The 16,083-nt window shown below is 37.1% G+C and carries 11 protein-coding genes and 1 other annotated feature; all 11 genes read right to left on the bottom strand.

Translation table 11 applies throughout. The features are described from left to right. Window positions 1-433 precede the first annotated feature (433 nt). A complete protein-coding gene (gene tuf / locus J5E45_RS12940) occupies window positions 434-1,621 on the bottom strand; it encodes an elongation factor Tu (protein ID WP_039068586.1) in 1,188 nt (395 codons plus the stop codon). A 216-nt stretch (window positions 1,622-1,837) separates the two neighbouring features. Then, a complete protein-coding gene (fusA, locus tag J5E45_RS12935) occupies window positions 1,838-3,928 on the bottom strand; it encodes an elongation factor G (RefSeq protein WP_208182308.1) in 2,091 nt (696 codons plus the stop codon). A gap of 119 nt (window positions 3,929-4,047) precedes the next feature. Next, window positions 4,048-4,518 carry a 30S ribosomal protein S7 gene (rpsG, locus tag J5E45_RS12930; RefSeq protein ID WP_002484155.1) on the bottom strand — a complete coding sequence of 157 codons (471 nt, stop codon included), beginning with the start codon at window positions 4,516-4,518 and terminating at the stop codon, window positions 4,048-4,050. 70 nt (window positions 4,519-4,588) lie between these two features. Continuing rightward, a complete protein-coding gene (gene rpsL / locus J5E45_RS12925) occupies window positions 4,589-5,002 on the bottom strand; it encodes a 30S ribosomal protein S12 (RefSeq protein ID WP_002484156.1) in 414 nt (137 codons plus the stop codon). 94 nt (window positions 5,003-5,096) lie between these two features. Next, window positions 5,097-5,351, bottom strand: coding sequence for a ribosomal L7Ae/L30e/S12e/Gadd45 family protein (locus tag J5E45_RS12920; RefSeq protein ID WP_039068589.1), 255 nt, complete (start codon window positions 5,349-5,351; stop codon window positions 5,097-5,099). 233 nt (window positions 5,352-5,584) lie between these two features. After that, window positions 5,585-9,181 (bottom strand): DNA-directed RNA polymerase subunit beta', encoded by a 3,597-nt coding sequence (gene rpoC / locus J5E45_RS12915; RefSeq protein ID WP_172643889.1) that lies wholly within the window; start codon window positions 9,179-9,181, stop codon window positions 5,585-5,587. Window positions 9,182-9,349: 168 nt separating this feature from the next. Then, the gene (gene rpoB, locus J5E45_RS12910) at window positions 9,350-12,901 is read right to left on the bottom strand and encodes a DNA-directed RNA polymerase subunit beta (protein WP_039068591.1); all 3,552 of its coding nucleotides are present in this window, start codon (window positions 12,899-12,901) and stop codon (window positions 9,350-9,352) included. Between the two features lie 198 nt (window positions 12,902-13,099). Then, window positions 13,100-13,708, bottom strand: coding sequence for a class I SAM-dependent methyltransferase (locus J5E45_RS12905; RefSeq protein WP_039068592.1), 609 nt, complete (start codon window positions 13,706-13,708; stop codon window positions 13,100-13,102). Between the two features lie 267 nt (window positions 13,709-13,975). Then, the gene (gene rplL, locus J5E45_RS12900) at window positions 13,976-14,344 is read right to left on the bottom strand and encodes a 50S ribosomal protein L7/L12 (RefSeq protein WP_017723037.1); all 369 of its coding nucleotides are present in this window, start codon (window positions 14,342-14,344) and stop codon (window positions 13,976-13,978) included. Between the two features lie 41 nt (window positions 14,345-14,385). Further along, entirely contained in the window at window positions 14,386-14,895 is a 510-nt protein-coding gene (gene rplJ, locus J5E45_RS12895; protein WP_017723038.1) for a 50S ribosomal protein L10, read from the bottom strand. Window positions 14,896-14,971: 76 nt separating this feature from the next. Continuing rightward, window positions 14,972-15,119, bottom strand: a sequence feature (ribosomal protein L10 leader region). A gap of 88 nt (window positions 15,120-15,207) precedes the next feature. Further along, on the bottom strand, window positions 15,208-15,903 hold the full coding sequence (gene rplA / locus J5E45_RS12890; protein ID WP_017723039.1) for a 50S ribosomal protein L1: 696 nt from the start codon (window positions 15,901-15,903) through the stop codon (window positions 15,208-15,210). Between the last annotated feature and the right edge of the window lie 180 nt (window positions 15,904-16,083).

Here is a 16,083-nt window from a genome sequence, read left to right as displayed (position 1 = left end):
CATTTTATGACTTAGGTGCTTTTATGCATGAGCTTTTGCTCAGGCGAACCTTTATTACCTTAGTCATTTTATGACTTTATAGACTTTACTATTCAGTGAAACTGGATTAGTAAGTCTTATGCATTTGCGTAGGCAAATGCATACCTTTATTTATAATAAACGAAGCACAAGGTTCAAATTGCGGCCTTGTGCTTTTCCTCTATTACCTTAGTCATTTTATGACTTTATAGACTTTACTATTCAATGAAACTGGATTAGTAAGTCTTATGCATTTGCATAGCCCAAATGTATACCTTTATATAATAAAAGAAGCACAAGGTTCAAATTGCGACCTTGTGCTTTTCCATAAATTGTATCAGTCCTCTTTGACAAAGAGCCAAAAAAAGCCTCCCGAAGGAGGCTTTAAAAATTCTATCAAAGATAGAAATCTATATTATTCGTTGATTACTGTAACAACGCCTGATCCAACAGTACGTCCACCTTCACGGATAGAGAAACGAGTACCGTCTTCAATAGCGATTGGAGAAATTAATTCAACATCCATTTCAACGTTATCGCCAGGCATAACCATTTCAGTACCTTCTGGTAAAGTAACAACACCTGTTACGTCAGTAGTACGGAAATAGAATTGTGGACGGTAGTTAGTGAAGAATGGTGTATGACGACCACCTTCATCTTTTGATAAAACGTAAACGTCCGCTTTGAATTTAGTGTGTGGTGTAATAGTACCAGGAGCAGCTAAAACTTGACCACGTTGGATGTCATCACGTGAAACGCCACGTAATAAAGCACCAATATTGTCACCAGCTTCAGCGTAGTCTAATAATTTACGGAACATTTCTACACCAGTAACTGTTGTTTTGCTTGACTCTTCTTGCATACCAATAATTTCAACTTCTGCACCAACTTTGATTTGACCACGTTCAACACGGCCTGTAGCAACAGTACCACGACCAGTGATTGAGAATACGTCCTCAACTGGCATCATGAATGGTTTGTCAGAATCACGTTCTGGAGTTGGGATGAAATCATCAACTGCTTGCATTAAGTCTAAGATTTTTTGCTCATAGTCAGCGTCGCCTTCAAGAGCTTTTAATGCTGAACCAGAGATTACAGGTACATCGTCACCTGGGAAGTCATATTCGCTTAATAAGTCACGAACTTCCATTTCTACTAATTCTAATAATTCTTCATCGTCAACCATGTCAACTTTGTTTAAGAATACAACTAATGCTGGAACACCAACATTACGTGATAAAAGAATGTGCTCACGAGTTTGTGGCATTGGGCCATCAGCAGCAGATACTACTAAGATAGCTCCGTCCATTTGTGCAGCACCAGTGATCATGTTTTTAACATAGTCAGCGTGACCTGGGCAGTCAACGTGCGCATAGTGACGTTTTTCAGTAGTGTACTCAATGTGAGAAGTATTGATAGTAATACCACGTTCTTTTTCTTCTGGAGCGTTGTCAATCATGTCATATGATTGTGCTACAGAGTCACCATTTTTTGCTAATACAGTTGCAATAGCAGCTGTTAAAGTAGTTTTACCATGGTCAACGTGACCAATAGTACCAATATTGGCATGTTCTTTTGAGCGGTCAAATTTTTCTTTAGCCATTATAAAATCTCTCCTATTCGTTAGAAAATTATTTTTAATTTATCTCTCATGACAGTTTCTCACCATCATGAGAAGATGGATTATAATTTGGAAATAAAGGTCCATACAGTACCTTTATAATGCATTTTTCCCAAAAAATCAATTGATAAAACAACAAGCTATATAATTAAGCTTTATGTGTATTGTACAGACAGTCGTCGTACAATACAAGTTTAATTATTCGGCTTTATTGCCAGTGTTTTTCTTAACAATTTCTTCAGCAATTGATTTTGGAACTTCAGCATAGTGATCAAAGTACATTGTATAAGTACCGCGACCTTGAGTGTTAGAACGTAATGAAGTTGCATAACCGAACATTTCTGAAAGTGGTACAAAAGCATTTACAACTTGTGCGTTACCACGAGGTTCCATACCATCAACACGTCCACGACGAGATGTTACGTCACCCATGATGTCACCCATGTACTCTTCAGGCATTTCGATTGTAACTTTCATCATTGGTTCTAAGATAACTGGATCACATTTTTTAGCTGCTTCTTTAAGCGCTAATGATGCAGCAATTTTGAAGGCCATTTCTGATGAATCGACATCATGGTATGAACCATCAAATAATCTAGCTTTAACATCAATTAAAGGATAACCAGCTAATACACCGTTTTCCATTGAATCTTTAAGACCTGCTTCAACTGATGGAATGTATTCACGAGGAACTACACCACCAACGATAGCGTTTTCGAATTCGAAACCGCCACCTGTTTCGTTAGGTGAGAATTCAATTTTAACGTCACCATATTGACCACGACCACCTGATTGACGAGCAAATTTACCTTGAACTTCAGCTGATGCTTTAAATGTTTCACGGTATGAAACCATTGGCGCACCAACATTACATTCAACGTTAAATTCTTTCTTCATACGGTCTACTAAGATATCTAAGTGAAGTTCACCCATACCACCGATAATAACTTGTCCAGTTTCATCGTCAGTGTGTGCATGGAATGTTGGATCTTCTTCTTGTAACTTAACTAAAGCTGTAGTCATTTTGTCTTGGTCTGCTTTAGATTTAGGTTCAACTGATAAGTGAATAACAGGTTCTGGGAAATCCATAGATTCCAAGATGATGTCATTCTTCTCACCACATAAAGTATCACCAGTACCAGTATCTTTAAGACCTACTGCAGCTGCGATATCTCCTGAATATACTGTGTTTAACTCTTGACGAGAGTTAGCGTGCATTTGTAGTAAACGACCTACACGTTCACGTTTGTTCTTCGTAGAGTTTTTAACGTAAGAACCTGATGTTAACGTACCTGAGTAAACACGGAAGAATGTTAATTTACCAACATAAGGGTCAGTCATTACTTTGAACGCTAAAGCAGCGAACTCAGCATTGTCATCAGCTCTTGCGATAACTTCTTCTTCTGGGTTGTCAGCACGGTGACCAACGATTGGTTTTACGTCTAACGGTGATGGTAAGTAATCAATTACTGCGTTAAGCATTAATTGAACACCTTTGTTTTTGAAAGCTGTACCAACAAGAACTGGATAGAATTCAATGTTGTTTGTAGCTTCACGGATAGCATCTTTTAATTCAGAGACAGAAATCTCTTCATCAGCAAGATATTTCTCCATTAATTCATCATTAGTTTCAGCTACTGCTTCAATTAATGTTGAACGAGCTTCTTCAGCTCTTTCTTTATGATCTTCAGGAATTTCAATTTCTTCAATTTCAGTTCCTAAGTCATTGTTGTATTTGAAACATTTCATTTCAACTAGGTCAATGATTGCTTCAAATTCGTCTTCTGCACCAATTGGTAATTGGATTGGTTGTGCATTTGCTTGTAAACGGTCATGGATAGTGCTTACTGCGTATTCGAAGTTAGCTCCTAATTTGTCCATTTTGTTAACGAAAACAATACGAGGTACGCTATAAGTTGTTGCCTGGCGCCAAACTGTTTCAGTTTGAGGTTCAACACCTGATTGAGCGTCTAATACTGTTACTGCGCCATCAAGTACACGTAATGAACGTTCAACTTCTACAGTGAAGTCTACGTGTCCAGGTGTATCGATGATGTTAACACGGTGGTCATCCCACTGTGCTGTTGTTGCTGCAGATGTGATAGTGATACCACGATCTTGCTCCTGTTCCATCCAGTCCATTTGTGAAGCACCTTCATGTGTTTCACCAATTTTATGGATACGTCCAGTATAGTAAAGAATACGTTCAGTCGTAGTTGTTTTACCAGCATCGATGTGAGCCATGATACCGATATTACGTGTTCTATCTAAACTAAAATCTCTAGCCATGTATTTTTCTCCTTCCAGTATAACTGCGAATAAATACTATAAATATGGCGATGCCCTAAACACGAACCTGTGATAGTAATCTATCAATATGGAACATGTTCAGGGAAACAGCTACTATCCTACCAGCGATAGTGAGCGAATGCTTTGTTAGCTTCAGCCATTTTGTGTGTGTCTTCACGTTTCTTAACTGCGCCACCAGTGTTGTTAGCAGCATCTAAGATTTCGTTAGCTAAACGTTCTTCCATAGTTTTTTCACCACGAAGACGTGAATAGTTAACTAACCAACGAAGACCTAATGTAGTACGACGTTCTGGACGAACTTCTACTGGTACTTGATAGTTAGAGCCACCAACACGGCGAGCTTTAACCTCTAATACTGGCATAATGTTATCGATAGCTTCTTCAAATACTTCAACTGCTTCACGACCACTACGTTCTTTAACTAAGTCGAATGCAGAATAAAGAATTCTTTGTGCTGTTCCACGTTTACCGTCTAACATAATTTTGTTGATCAATTTTGTAACTAATTTAGAGTTGTGAATTGGATCTGGTAATACGTCTCTTTTTGGTACTGATCCTTTACGAGGCATAATATAAATCCTCCCTTCCGATTATAATATAATTCTTTAGTTTATAGCGAAAATTTACGCAATCTTAAACTTATTTTTTAGGTTTTTTAGTTCCGTATAATGAACGGCCTTGTCTACGTCCATCAACACCTGAAGTATCAAGTGCACCACGTACAATATGGTAACGCACACCAGGTAAGTCTTTTACACGTCCACCACGTACAAGTACAACACTGTGTTCTTGTAAGTTATGTCCGATACCAGGAATGTACGCATTGATTTCAATGTTGTTAGACAAACGAACACGAGCATATTTACGTAACGCGGAGTTAGGTTTTTTAGGTGTCATTGTTCCTACACGAGTACAAACACCACGTTTTTGTGGAGAATTTAAGTCAGTAAATTTTTTCTTTTTACTGTTAAAGTTTCTATTTAATGCTGGTGAATCAGATTTTTTAGATTTACTTTGTCTAGGCTTACGTACCAATTGGTTAATAGTTGGCATTGAATGTTCCTCCTCTCTTCATTTATAATCCCACACATCCAGGTGGTTCATTTTAAGGGTAAATAAAATTTAGTAAGAATGGTTCTTACTAATCTCATTTTAATAATGCAACGATTGTTGCACTAACGTTTATACCTACATATTCTCCTAAAGCCTTTTGGCTTTTGAAAAATGAAACAGGCATGTGTTTGTGATTGATTTGGCTTAACACGCGAGTCATAAGATGAATCTCAACGTCTTCAGCGATAATCAATGATGTAACTTGATCTCTATTCAAAGCTTTGAGCGTTTGTTTAAGACCAATAACATGATGTTGTTTGTTAAAGCGTGCAACTTTTTCATTAGACATCAAAATATCCTCCAAAGTTCTGCTTGCATCAACCTTAATAATAATAACACTTTCAGTACTGCTGAGTCAACTTTTATTCGTACTTTTCAATAAAAATTTTAAAAACATCAGAAGTCGGATAGAAACCACAATTTCAAATGTGGGTTTCTAGTTCCACTTCTATAGTCAATAGCATTAAAGAGCCCGAGACATCTAATAACATCTCGGACTCTATGTTTATTGAATACTAAATATTATATTTCAGTAGTTTGAGCTTCTTCAATAATTTCAGTATCTGGTGTTGCTTTGTCGTATTCAACGTCTCTATAACGTCTCATACCTGTACCAGCTGGAATCAATTTACCGATAATAACGTTCTCTTTAAGTCCGAGTAAGTTATCACGTTTACCTTTGATTGCTGCATCTGTAAGCACACGAGTTGTTTCTTGGAATGAAGCTGCTGATAAGAAGCTTTCAGTTTCAAGTGAAGCTTTCGTGATACCTAGTAATACTGGTTTAGCTGTTGCAGGACGTTTACGTTCTTTGAACGCTTCACGGTTAGCATCAGTAAAGCTATGAATATCTACTAATGAACCAGGTAATAATTTAGTATCTCCTGCTTCAATGATACGTACTTTACGTAACATTTGTCTTACCATAACTTCAACGTGTTTATCATCGATTTCAACACCTTGCATACGGTAAACTTTTTGAACTTCTTTTAATAGATAACTTTCTGTTGCGTTTAGACCTGATACAGATAAATAGTTCTTAGGCTCAATTGAACCTTCAGTAAGTACTTCACCACGTTCAACACCTTGTCCAACTTCAACTTTCAATCTTGAAGTACCAGAAGCTAGATAAGATTTCGTTTCGTTAGCACCTTTAATTACGATTTCTTGTTGACGGTCTTTAGCAAGCTTAATGTCATCAACGACACCTTCGATTTCAGTAATCACGGCTTGTCCTTTAGGATTACGTGCTTCGAAAATCTCTTGGATACGAGGAAGACCTTGTGTGATATCGCTACCTGCTACACCACCTGTGTGGAATGTACGCATTGTAAGCTGTGTACCTGGTTCACCAATTGATTGGGCAGCAATTGTACCAACTGCTTCACCAACTTCAACTTTTTCACCAGTCGCAAGGTTTTTACCGTAACATTTTTCACATACACCATGACGTGTATTACATGTAAATGCTGAACGGATATACATTTCTTCGATACCTGCATCTGTAATTTTCTTAGCAATGTCTGGTGTAACTAATTGATCTGGGTTAACAATAACTTCATCTGTCTCTGGATGACGGATTGTTTCTTTAGAATAACGACCTTCAATACGTTCAATGAATGGTTCTATCATTTCTGTACCTTCTTTGATATCAGAAACAAGTAAGCCACGGTCAGTACCACAATCTTCTTCACGGACAATGACATCTTGAGCCACGTCAACAAGACGACGAGTAAGATAACCTGAATCGGCAGTCTTAAGTGCTGTATCGGCAAGACCTTTACGCGCACCGTGAGTAGAGATGAAGTATTCTAATACTGTTAAACCTTCACGGAATGATGAAGTGATTGGTAATTCAATAATCTCACCAGAAGGCGCGGCCATAAGTCCACGCATACCAGCTAACTGTGTAAAGTTAGATGCGTTACCACGGGCACCAGAGTCACTCATCATAAAGATTGGGTTTGTTTCTTCAAGTGATCCCATTAGTTCATTTTGAATTTGGTCTTTTGCATCAGTCCAAATTTCAATTACAGCATTGTAACGTTCGAAATCAGTAATTAAACCACGATTGAACTGTTTCGTTACTTTATCAACTAATTTTTCATGTTCATCAAGGATATCTTGTTTATCTGGTAATACCACGATATCAGACACACCAACAGTAATACCTGCTTTAGATGAGAACTTGAATCCTAAGTCTTTCATTCTGTCTAACATCATTGACGTATCAGTGATGCTGAAACGGTTAAACACTTCGGCAATAACATTTCCTAAGAAATTTTTATTGAACGGTTTAACTAATTCTTGCTCATCAAAGTAAGCTTTCAATCCACCTTCACCAATTTCTGTTGGTGCAATGAAATATCTTTCCGGTGTTTTATTTTCTAAATTTGTTTGTGTCGGCTCGTTAATATATGCGAATGAATCTGGAATGATTTCATTGAATATTACTTTACCAACAGAAGTTAACAAGATTTTTTTGTTTTGTTCTTCAGTAAACGTTGGATTATTGAATGATGATGCGTGTACGCCAATACGTGTATGCAAGTGAACATAGCCATTTGCATAAGCTTTGAGTACTTCATTTGTATCATTATAAATCGTACCAGTGTTCACAGCTTCTTTACGTTCAAGAGTTAAGTAATAGTTACCTAATACCATATCTTGTGATGGCGTAACAACTGGTTTACCATCTTTAGGATTCAAGATGTTTTGCGCAGCTAACATTAACATACGCGCTTCAGCTTGTGCCTCTTTAGATAATGGTACGTGAACAGCCATTTGGTCACCATCAAAGTCAGCATTGTAAGCTGTTGTAGCAAGTGGATGTAGACGAATGGCACGACCTTCAACTAATGTAGGTTCGAAGGCTTGGATACCTAATCTGTGAAGTGTAGGAGCACGGTTTAAAAGAACTGGATGTTCTTTAATTACGTCTTCCAATACATCCCATACTTCGTCATCCATACGCTCAATTTTACTTTTCGCGTTTTTGATGTTTGTTGCAATTTCACGCTGAACTAACTCTTTCATAATGAAAGGTTTGAATAACTCTAATGCCATTTCTTTAGGTAGACCACATTGATACATCTTCAAGCTTGGTCCAACTGCGATAACTGAACGACCTGAGTAGTCAACACGTTTACCTAATAAGTTTTGACGGAAACGACCTTGTTTACCTTTTAACATATGTGAAAGTGATTTTAATGGACGGTTACCTGGTCCAGTAACTGGACGACCACGACGACCATTATCGATAAGTGCGTCAACAGCTTCTTGTAACATACGTTTTTCGTTTTGAACGATAATGCCAGGAGCACCTAAGTCTAATAAACGTTTCAAACGGTTATTACGGTTAATAACACGACGATATAAGTCATTTAAATCACTTGTTGCGAAACGGCCACCATCTAATTGAACCATTGGTCTGATTTCAGGTGGAATGATAGGAAGTACGTCTAAAATCATCCATGCTGGATTATTACCAGAATGTCTAAATGATTCAACAACTTCTAAACGTTTGATTGCACGTGTAAGTCTTTGACCAGTAGCTGATTCTAACTCATCACGTAAATGTTTAAGTTCAGCATCTAAGTCTATTTCTTCAAGTAATTCTTTAATACCTTCAGCGCCCATTTTAGCAGTGAATTTGCCTGGGAATTTATCGTAGTACTCTCTAAATTCAGCTTCAGATAATAATGTCTTCTTCTCTAACCCGGTTGGACCTGGATTAACAACAACGTATGAAGCAAAGTAAATAACTTCTTCTAACGCTCTTGGTGACATGTCTAATAATAGACCCATACGACTTGGAATACCTTTGAAGTACCAAATGTGAGATACAGGTGCAGCTAGTTCAATGTGCCCCATTCTTTCACGGCGCACTTTAGATTTAGTTACTTCTACGCCACATCTGTCACAAACCATACCTTTATAACGTACACGTTTGTATTTACCACAACTACATTCCCAGTCTTTTGTAGGTCCAAATATTCTTTCACAGAATAGACCATCTTTTTCTGGTTTTAAAGTACGATAGTTAATTGTTTCTGGCTTTTTAACCTCACCAAAAGACCATGAACGGATTTTTTCGGGTGAAGCAAGTCCTATTTTCATATAATGGAAATTATTTACATCAATCAAGGAGCCTACCTCCTTCAATTTAGATTAGCTGTGCAAATTGATTGATTGCTCTATATCAATAATAGAATAACCAATGTAGAGACTTAGTCCATTTCTAAACTTCATCTCTACAAGGCTATTCATTTATAAACTTAAATGCAATTAGTCTGTAACTTCTTTTTGTGATTGCGGTGCATCTTTTTGTTGAAGATCCACTTTACGCTCAACGACATCATCATCTTCATTGTCTTGCATGTCAATTTCATTGTCATGCTCATCCATGATTTTAACGTCTAGGCCTAAACTTTGTAATTCTTTCATCAATACTCGGAATGATTCTGGAACACCAGGTTTAGTGATGTTTTCACCTTTAACAATAGATTCGTATGTCTTAACACGTCCTACTGTATCATCTGATTTATAAGTTAAAATTTCTTGAAGTGTATATGCAGCACCGTAAGCTTCAAGTGCCCATACTTCCATCTCACCGAAACGTTGTCCACCGAATTGTGCTTTACCACCAAGTGGTTGTTGCGTTACTAATGAGTATGGTCCAGTTGAACGCGCATGTAATTTATCGTCAACCATGTGTGCAAGTTTCAACATGTACATTACGCCGACTGAAATTCTATTATCGAATGGTTCACCAGTACGTCCATCGTATAAGACGGTTTTACCATCACGTGCCATACCAGCTTCTTCGATTGTTGACCATACGTCTTCATCACTTGCACCATCAAATACTGGTGATGCAACATGGATACCTAAGTTTTTAGCAGCCATACCTAAGTGGAGCTCTAATACTTGTCCGATATTCATACGTGATGGTACACCTAGAGGGTTCAACATGATATCAATTGGTGTACCGTCTGGTAGATAAGGCATATCTTCTTCAGGAACAAGTTTAGAAATTACACCTTTGTTACCATGACGACCACACATCTTATCTCCTACGTGAATCTTACGTTTTTGAACGATATAAACACGAACTAATTGGTTAACACCTGGAGATAACGTATCGTCTCCTTCTTCACGGTTAAAGACTTTAACATCTAGAACAATACCACCTGCACCATGAGGTACGCGTAATGATGTATCGCGAACTTCACGTGCTTTTTCACCGAAGATTGCGTGTAATAAACGTTCTTCTGCAGTTAATTCTGTCACACCTTTAGGTGTTACTTTACCTACTAAGATATCTCCATCATTAACTTCAGCACCGACATATACAATACCACGGTCATCTAAGTTTTTAAGCGCACTATCTGAAACGTTTGGAATATCACGTGTGATTTCTTCAGGCCCTAGTTTTGTATCACGTGCTTCTGATTCATACTCTTCAATATGGATAGAAGTATACACGTCATCTTTAACTAGGCGTTCACTCATGATTACAGCATCCTCATAGTTATAACCGTCCCAAGTCATGAAACCAACAACTACGTTTCTACCTAATGCCATTTCACCAAGTTCCATAGAAGGACCATCAGCTAAAATTTCGCCTCTTGCCACTACGTCGCCAGAAGCAACGATAGGTCTTTGGTTATAACATGTACCAGTGTTTGAACGTTTAAACTTAGCTAATGGGTAGCGATCTAATTCGCCTTCGTATTCTTGGCCATCTTCTTCAATAAGTTGACGAACAAGGATTTCATTAGATTCAACGTGTTCAACACGGCCTTTACGTTTTGCAACAATTGCCGCACCAGAATCACGTGCTGCCACGTGCTCCATACCTGTACCAACAAATGGTGATTCAGGGTTCATCAATGGCACTGCTTGACGTTGCATGTTTGCACCCATCAATGCACGGTTAGAGTCATCGTTTTCTAAGAAAGGAATACATGCTGTCGCAGCAGAAACAACTTGTTTTGGTGAAACGTCCATGTAGTCCATTTTTTCTTTAGCCATAACTGTGTTATTACCACGGAAACGACAAACGACTTCATCATCTAGGAAACGACCATTTTCATCTAATTTAGAGTTGGCTTGTGCTACCACATAGCTATCCTCTTCATCAGCTGTTAAGTAATCGATTTGATCAGTAATGCTGTTTGTTTCAAGGTCTACTTTACGATACGGCGTTTCAATGAAACCAAATTCATTTACACGTGCATAACTAGACAATGAGTTGATAAGTCCAATATTTGGACCCTCAGGCGTTTCGATTGGACACATACGACCATAGTGAGAATAGTGAACGTCACGTACTTCCATTTGAGCACGTTCACGTGTTAAACCACCGGGTCCTAGAGCAGATAAACGACGTTTGTGCGTTAACTCTGCTAATGGATTAGCTTGGTCCATAAATTGTGATAATTGTGAACTACCAAAGAACTCTTTGATAGATGCAATAACAGGACGAATATTGATTAATTGTTGCGGTGTTACAGAATCTGTGTCTTGAATTGACATTCTTTCACGTACCACACGCTCCATTCTTGATAAACCAATACGGAATTGGTTTTGTAACAATTCACCTACTGAACGTAGACGACGGTTACCAAGGTGGTCAATATCATCTGTGAAACCAATACCACTTAATAAGTTAAAGAAGTATGACATTGATGAAATAATATCTGCTGGAGTAATACATTTCACTTCTGAATCAGGGAATGCATTACCAATCACTGTCGTTGTACGTCCTTCTTCATCATTAGGGACATAAACTTTAATTGATTGAATCTCAACAGGTTCATCAATCACTGTACCTTCTAATTCAAAGACTTCACTGTTAGCATTTGATTCTAGTACATCCATGATTTCATCTAAATTACGACGATCAAGTACTGTACCTTCTTCAGCTACGATTTCACCTGTTTCAGAATTAACAATTGGTTCTGCTAATTTTTGGTTAAACAAGCGATGTTTCAAGTGAAGTTTTTTGTTTGCTTTATAACGACCTACACTTGCTAAATCATAACGTTTCGGATCGAAGAAACGTGAGTATAAAAGACTCTTAGCATTTTCGACTGTAGGTGGTTCACCAGGGCGTAAACGCTCATAGATTTCTAATAGCGCTTGATCTGTATTTTCTGTACCATCTTTTTCTAACGTATTACGTAAATATTCGTTTTCACCTAAAAGATCAACGATTTCTTGATCAGTAGAGAAACCTAAAGCACGTAATAATACTGTTAATGGTAACTTTCTTGTTCTATCAATACGTACATATACTACATCTTTAGCATCAGTTTCATATTCTAACCATGCACCACGGTTTGGAATAATTGTTGCATCGAAGTTTGTACGGCCGTTTTTATCTAGTTTTTCATTGAAGTATACGGATGGTGAACGAACTAATTGTGATACGATAACACGTTCAGCACCGTTAATTACGAATGTACCTGTATCTGTCATTAATGGGAAATCACCCATAAACACTTCTTGTTCTTTTACTTCGCCAGTTTCTTTGATAATTAAACGCACTTTAACACGTAGAGGTGCAGAATACGTTGTATCACGGTTTTTTGATTCTTCTAAATCATATTTCGGTTCTCCGAGTCTATAATCTACAAACTCTAAAGATAGATTGCCTGTGAAATCTTCAATCGGTGAAATGTCTCTAAACATTTCTAATAAACCTTCTTCTAAGAACCAATCGTAAGACTTAGTTTGAATCTCAATTAAATTCGGTAATTCTAATACCTCTGAAATTCTCGCATAGTTTCTACGTTTACGATGTCTTCCATATTGGACAAATTGACCTGCCAAACAGATTCACCCCTCAAAAATTGCGTGTTTACTTTTAGTAAATCACCAAATATAATTAGACAAAAAGAAAACGGTAGCATACTTATGACACCATTTTCTATTTCACCTTATATACATTGTTAATTTATACGTAAAAGTACACACTTATTGAACATAATTTTTTACATTCTATTACTATATCAGAATACAGCTACTTAATCAACCTTTTACACTTCTTAAAATGTAATAGCCTTTGCTTTTTTCTAATACTTCAACGTTGTCGAATGTTTCTTGCATTTTTTTCTTTGCAGATGGCATACCTTGCTTTTTTTGAATTACTACAAAAAGTTCGCCATCAAGTTTTAATTTAACATAAGCGTCTTCCAAAATGCGATGTACAACTTCTTTTCCTGCTCTAATCGGCGGATTAGTAAGGACAAAGTCATACGTGTTGTCTTCTACTTGTGATAAACCATCACTTTCTTTAACTTCAACATTGTCTATACGGTTTCTTTTTTTATTTTTTCTTGATAAATTTAGCGCGCGTTGATTCACATCAACCATTGTCACTTCGTGGTGTGGGGAAACTTTCGCAATCATTAAACCGATAGGGCCATAGCCACAACCAACATCTATGATATTCTTTGTAGGACCAGGGGGATATGTTTTCAAAAAAGTTTTCACTAGTAAATCAGATCCAAAATCTATTTTCCCTTTTGAAAATACACCAGCATCTGTTACAAGTTCTAAATCATGGTTATCGTAGGAGTACGTAAAAAGCGATTCTTCACTTTCTACTTCAGGATTTTCATCATAATAATGACTCATGACTACACCTCTTTTAATCTAATTCGTCTTAGATTAATACTATACCCAAATATTTTAAATTTCGACTTCAAAGCCTTCATTTAAATATTAAAAATAGGTAATAGATAAAATAAGATAAAACCCCGTTATAGTAATAACGGGGTTTTCATTTCTCAAAGACTTCAGATAGTCCATGATACGCTTAATATCAACGTACCGAAGCAGTTAATGCATTAAGCTACACGAACCATCTTCCATATATAATTATCAACTGTTAACCAGCAGAAATTATTTTAATTCTACTGTTGCGCCAGCTTCTTCTAATGTTTCTTTAAGTTGTTCAGCTTCTTCTTTAGGTAAAGCTTCTTTAACTACTTTAGGAGCTCCGTCAACTAATTCTTTAGCATCTTTTAATCCTAAGCCAGTTGCTTCTTTAACAGCTTTAACGACTTTGATTTTTGATGATCCAGCTGAAGTTAATTCAACATCGAAATCAGTTTTTTCAGCTTCAGCGTCTCCGCCACCAGCTGCGCCTGCTGCTGCTACTGGAGCTGCTGCAGTTACACCAAATTCTTCTTCAATTGCTTTTACTAAGTCGTTTAATTCTAAAACTGACATTTCTTTAATCGCTTCAATGATTTGTTCTTGATTAGCCATTTTTAATATTCCTCCATTAATTTTAATTAGTTTATGCGCAATTACTCAGCGCTTTCTTCTTTAGATTCTTTCTCTTCTCCAACAGCTTTAACCGCATAAGCGAAGTTGCGTACTGGAGCTTGTAATACTGATAATAGCATAGAAACAAGACCGTCGTGTGATGGTAATGTACCAACAGTGTTAACTTCTTCTGCAGAAATAACGTTGCCTTCCATAACACCTGTTTTAATTTCTAATGCTTGATGTTCTTTTGCAAATCCTGCGATAACTTTTGCTGGAGCAACAACATCTTCTGTTGAAGTAGCAACTGCAGTAGGACCTACTAAGAATTCATCTAAACCGTCGATACCAGCTTTTTCTGCTGCACGGCGAACCATAGTGTTTTTGTAAACTTTGTACTCAACACCAGCTTCACGTAATTGTGAACGTAATTCAGTTACTTCAGCAACGCTTAGACCACGATAGTCAACGATAACTGTAGATACTGAGTTTTTGAGTTGTTCAGCAATGATATCAACTTCTTGTTTTTTTGCATCGATGATAGCAGACATTTAGACACCTCCATAGATTTTAGTTTGGTGCTTTTAATTTTGAAGTAATCATTAACGAATCGTATTCGCTTGGTATTACTCAATAAAAAAAGCACTTTCTACCCGTGGCAAAAAGTGCTTGAAAGATCTAAATTCTTCACGTTCAAGTCAATTTTAGCCTCGGTAGGATTTAATTTTAAGTTATTACTAACTCCTACTGTCTTAGGTAAAATAATACATTAACCAATATAACTAAATTAATGTACTATGTCAATATTTTTTTAAAGGCTGAAAGCATAAACTTTCAGCCTAAATAACTTTTATTTTAATAGGTTAAAGTTTGATGCTTGAAGTATCAACTTTAACTCCAGGACCCATTGTTGTAGTTACAGCAATAGATTTGAAGTACGTACCTTTAGCTGAAGCAGGTTTTGCTTTAGTTAATACGTCTTGTAAAGCTCTGAAGTTTTCAACAAGTTTGTCTGTATCAAATGATGTTTTACCAATTGATGCGTGAACAATACCTGATTTCTCAGCACGGTATTCTACTTTACCAGCTTTGATTTCTTCAACTGCTTTTTTAACGTCCATAGTTACTGTTCCAGTTTTAGGGTTTGGCATTAAACCTTTAGGTCCTAATACACGACCAAGTTTACCAACTTCACCCATCATGTCTGGTGTAGCTACTACTACGTCAAAATCAAACCAACCTTGTTGGATTTTTTCTACGTATTCGCCTTCGCCAACGAAATCTGCACCTGCTGCTTCTGCTTCAGCTGCTTTTTCTCCTTTAGCGAACACTAATACACGTTGTGATTTACCAGTACCGTTTGGTAGCACTACTGCTCCACGGATTTGTTGGTCATTTTTACGTGTATCAATACCTAAACGGAATGCTACTTCAACTGATGCGTCAAAGTTAGCAATGTTTGTTTCTTTAGCTAGTTCAACAGCTTCTTGTACATCGTAATGTTTTAAGCGATCGATTTTGCTAGCTGCTTCTTGATATCTTTTGCTTTTTTTAGCCATTTCATGTTCCTCCTTTAGTGGTTTTAGCGGAATTTCCTCCCACATTTACTTGCTTTCACAAGTTAAGAGCAGATAACAGAGAGGTATAAATTATGTTTTATCTTAGAATTAAATTCCTTAATAAATGACATTTTTCCTCATATTACGACAATATTGAACGCTGTCATCATGTTTGTCATT

Origin of the sequence: Staphylococcus shinii, from assembly GCF_017583065.1 — a bacterium.
Taxonomy (GTDB): Bacteria; Bacillota; Bacilli; order Staphylococcales; family Staphylococcaceae; genus Staphylococcus; species Staphylococcus shinii.
Note: the sequence above shows the minus strand (reverse complement) of the source record. Positions and strands in the feature narration are given on the sequence as shown.